This is a genomic window from Cryobacterium sp. 10I5 (genome assembly GCF_035019865.1).
In the GTDB taxonomy this organism is placed as follows: Bacteria; Actinomycetota; Actinomycetes; order Actinomycetales; family Microbacteriaceae; genus Cryobacterium; species Cryobacterium breve_A.
In genome coordinates this window covers 1-3,947 of the sequence record NZ_JASJVI010000157.1, presented here as the reverse complement: position 1 = coordinate 3,947, position 3,947 = coordinate 1, and the positions used below count along the sequence as shown (strand labels likewise).

At 69.9% G+C, this 3,947-nt stretch carries 2 protein-coding genes; both read left to right on the top strand.

The genetic code is table 11. The features are described from left to right. A partial coding sequence (locus QN350_RS19210) for a RecQ family ATP-dependent DNA helicase (protein WP_323517134.1) occupies positions 1–1,519 on the top strand: 1,519 nt, incomplete at its 5' end. Positions 1,520–1,674: 155 nt separating this feature from the next. After that, the gene (locus QN350_RS19205) at positions 1,675–3,780 is read left to right on the top strand and encodes an acyl-CoA dehydrogenase (protein WP_416347747.1); all 2,106 of its coding nucleotides are present in this window, start codon (positions 1,675–1,677) and stop codon (positions 3,778–3,780) included. Positions 3,781–3,947: the final 167 nt, after the last annotated feature.

Below are 3,947 nucleotides of genomic sequence, written 5' to 3'. Positions count from 1 at the left end.
CCTCGCCGGCAACCTCGACCTGCTCTACGTCGCCCCCGAACGGCTCTCCTCCGAGGCCACCAAGCGCTTCCTCGAACGCGGCACCATCGCGCTCTTCGCGATCGACGAGGCGCACTGTGTCTCGCAGTGGGGCCACGACTTCCGCCCCGACTACCTCGCCCTGTCCGAACTCGCCGACCGCTGGCCCGACGTGCCGCGCATCGCCCTCACGGCCACAGCGACGGATGCGACCCACCAGGAACTCACGCAGCGCCTGCAACTCGAGGGCGCACGTCACTTCGTCGCGAGCTTCGACCGTCCGAACATCCAGTACCGGATCGTCGCGAAGGCCGAACCCCGCAAGCAGCTGCTCTCCTTCATCAAGACGGAGCACCCGCACGACGCCGGCATCGTCTACGCGCTCAGCCGCAAGAGCGTCGAGGCGACCGCCGAATTCCTGCGCGCCAACGGCCTCAACGCCCTGCCGTACCACGCCGGCCTCGACCAGGCGGTGCGCGCCCGCAATCAGTCCCGGTTCCTCCGCGAAGAGGGCGTGATCATCGTCGCGACCATCGCGTTCGGCATGGGCATCGACAAGCCCGATGTGCGTTTCGTCGCCCACATCGACTTGCCCAAGTCCGTCGAGGGCTACTACCAGGAGACCGGCCGCGCGGGCCGCGACGGCCTGCCCTCGACCGGCTGGCTCGCCTACGGATTGCAGGACGTCGTGCAGCAGCGCCGCATGATCGACGAGTCGCCCGGCGACCTCGCCCACCGCCGCAAGCTCTCCGCCCACCTCGACGCCATGCTCGCGCTCTGCGAGACCGTGCACTGCCGCAGGGTCAACCTGCTGCGCTACTTCGGCCAGGCGAGCGAACCCTGCGGCAACTGCGACACCTGCCTCGAACCGCCCGTGGGCTGGGACGGCACCGTGCCGGCTCAGAAGCTGCTCTCCACCATCGTGCGGCTGCTCCGTGAGCGCAACCAGCGCTTCGGCGCCGGCCAGATCGTCGACATCCTCCGCGGCAAGACCACACCGCGCACCACCCAGCACCACCACGAACAGCTCGCGACCTGGGGCATCGGCGCCGACCTCTCCGACCAGCAGTGGCGCGGCGTCGTGCGCCAGCTGCTCGCCCAGGGCATCCTCGCCACCTCCGGCGAATACGGCACCCTCGTGCTCACCCCGGTCGCCACCGAGGTGCTCGGCGGCCACCGCACCGTCGAACTCCGCAGCGAACCCGAGCGCGCCGCCCGGTCCACCTCCTCCGCACGAACGGGAGCCGCGAAGGCCGCCGCCGCCGACCTCACCCCGCAGCAGGAGGCGCTGTTCCAGGCGCTCCGGGCCTGGCGTTCGAGCGTCTCCAAGGAGCAGGGCGTCCCCGCGTACATCGTCTTCGGCGACGCGACCCTGATCGCGATCGCCGTCGCGAACCCCGGCAGCATCGGCGACCTCGACGGCATCTCCGGCGTCGGCGCCAAGAAACTCGAGGCCTACGGGGCAGGCGTGCTCGAGGTCGTCGCCGCGAATTTGTCGTAACCAGCAGCACCTTTCGTCCCCGTCTTGTGGAAATCTACAAAACGGATGCCGACCTGCACAGACCTCGTTGTAGCCTCGTCACGCACTATTTCCCTTGCCCGACGGGCCACCCTATGTTGTAGAAATTCACGTTTCGAGCGAACAAAGGACCAACGATGGTTGACACTGCCCAGCGCTCCGCACCCACAGCTTCGGCGACGCCCAGCCCGGCCGCCCGCAACACCACCACAGCACAGCCCGCGGGCACCTTCACCCCCATGCCCGCGATCAACGTCCCGGCGCTCAGCCGCCAGCTGCTCGGCACCTGGCCGGAGATCCGGATCGAGGCCCGCAAGCTCACCGCACGCCCCGAACTCCAGGGCGTACCCGGCCTGTCGATGGCCGAGCACCGCCTGCGCGTGCTCGAGCAGCTGAAGCTGCTCGCTCTGGAGGGCCACGTGCACCGCGCGTTCCCGGTGCACCTCGGCGGCGAAGACAACCACGGCGGAAACATCGCGGGGTTCGAAGAGCTCGTCACCGCAGACCCGAGCCTGCAGATCAAGGCGGGCGTGCAGTGGGGCCTCTTCGGCTCCGCCGTGATGCACCTCGGCACCCGCAAGCACCACGACGCCTACCTGCCCGGCATCATGAGCCTCGCCACCCCCGGCGTCTTCGCGATGACCGAGACCGGGCACGGATCCGACGTCGCGAGCATCGCCACCACGGCGACCTACGACCCGGAGACCCAGGAATTCGTGGTGCACACCCCGTTCCGCGCGGCCTGGAAGGACTACCTCGGCAACGCCGCTAACGACGGCATCGCGGCGGTGCTCTTCGCCCAGCTCATCACGGGCGGCGTGAACCACGGCGTGCACGCGTTCTGGATGCCCCTCCGCGACGAGACCGGCGCCTTCCTGCCGGGCGTCAGCGGCGAGGACGACGGCCTCAAGGGCGGCCTCAACGGCATCGACAACGGCAGGCTCGCCTTCGACCACGTCCGCATCCCCCGTGAGAACCTTCTCAACCGCTACGGCGACGTCGCCGAAGACGGCACGTACTCGAGTGCAATTTCCAGCCCCGGCCGCCGGTTCTTCACGATGCTCGGCACCCTCGTGCAGGGCCGGGTGTCGCTCGACGGTGCCGCGACCCAGGCATCCGCCATGGCCCTCACGATCGCCGTCACCTACGGCAGCCAGCGCCGCCAGTTCACGGCCGGCGGTGAGGCCGAGCAGGTCATCCTCGACTACCAGCGGCACCAGCGCCGGCTGCTGCCGCGCCTCGCGACGACGTACGCGCAGACCTTCGCCCACGACGAGTTCCTGGTCGCGTTCGACAAGGTCTTCAGCGGCATCGCAGACACGGATGCCGACCGCCAGAATCTCGAGACCCTCGCCGCCGCCCTGAAGCCGCTGTCCAGCTGGGCCGCCCTCGACACCATCCAGGAGGCCAGGGAGGCCTGCGGCGGCGCCGGCTTCCTCGCCGAGAACCGCCTCGTCGGACTCCGCGCCGACCTCGACGTCTACGCGACCTTCGAGGGCGACAACACCGTCCTGCTCCAGCTCGTCGCCAAACGGCTCCTCACCGACTTCAGCCGCAAGTTCGTCGACGCCGGCAGCGGGGTCCTCGCCCGCTACGTCGTGCAGCAGGCCACCGACCGTGCCCTGCACAACACCGGCCTCCGCACCCTCGGCCAGGCCGTCGCAGACTTCGGTTCGACCGCGCGCTCGGTGGGCCAGCTTCGCGAGACCAACGTGCAGCGGGAGCTGCTCACCGACCGGGTCGAGACCATGATCCGCGACATCGCCGGAAAGCTCCGCCCGGCGAGCAAGCTCTCGGCCCGGCAGTCCGCCGACCTGTTCAACTCGCACCAGGATGAACTCATCGAGGCGGCCCGCGCGCACGGTGAGCTGCTGCAGTGGGAGGCTTTCACCCGCGCCGTCGAGCACACCACGGATGTCGGCAACAAGCAGGTCCTGACCTGGCTGCGCGACCTGTTCGGGCTCGGGCTCGTCGAGAAGCACCTCGCCTGGTACCTGATCAACGGACGCCTGTCCGCCCAGCGCGCCCAGTCGGTCACCGCGTATATCGACCGGATCATCGCCCGCCTCCGCCCCTTCGCCCTGGACCTCGTGGACTCCTTCGGGTACAGCCCCGAGCACCTGCGCGCGAAGATCGCCTCCGGGGCGGAGCAGGAACGCCAGGACGAGGCCCGCGCCTACTACACCGCCCTGCGCGCCTCCGGCGACGCCCCGGCAGACGAGAAGGCCCCGCGCAAGAAGTAGCGGCCTGCCGAAACCGGCACGGCGGCGGATGCGGGGCCGGTTCCGTCTCGTGCCCGCGCCGGTTTCGGCAAGCCGCGCCCGTTTGTGCCGGCGCCCGCGCCGGTTTCGGCAAGCCGCGCCCGCCGTTTCGGGTGCGGCCTGCGCATACCGGCGCGGTCGTGGGGTGG

Excerpts from the sequence above, each read along its gene's own strand:
- QN350_RS19205 (WP_416347747.1), top strand. The coding sequence starts at position 1,675 with ATGGTTGACACTGCCCAGCGCTCCGCACCCACAGCTTCGGCGACGCCC.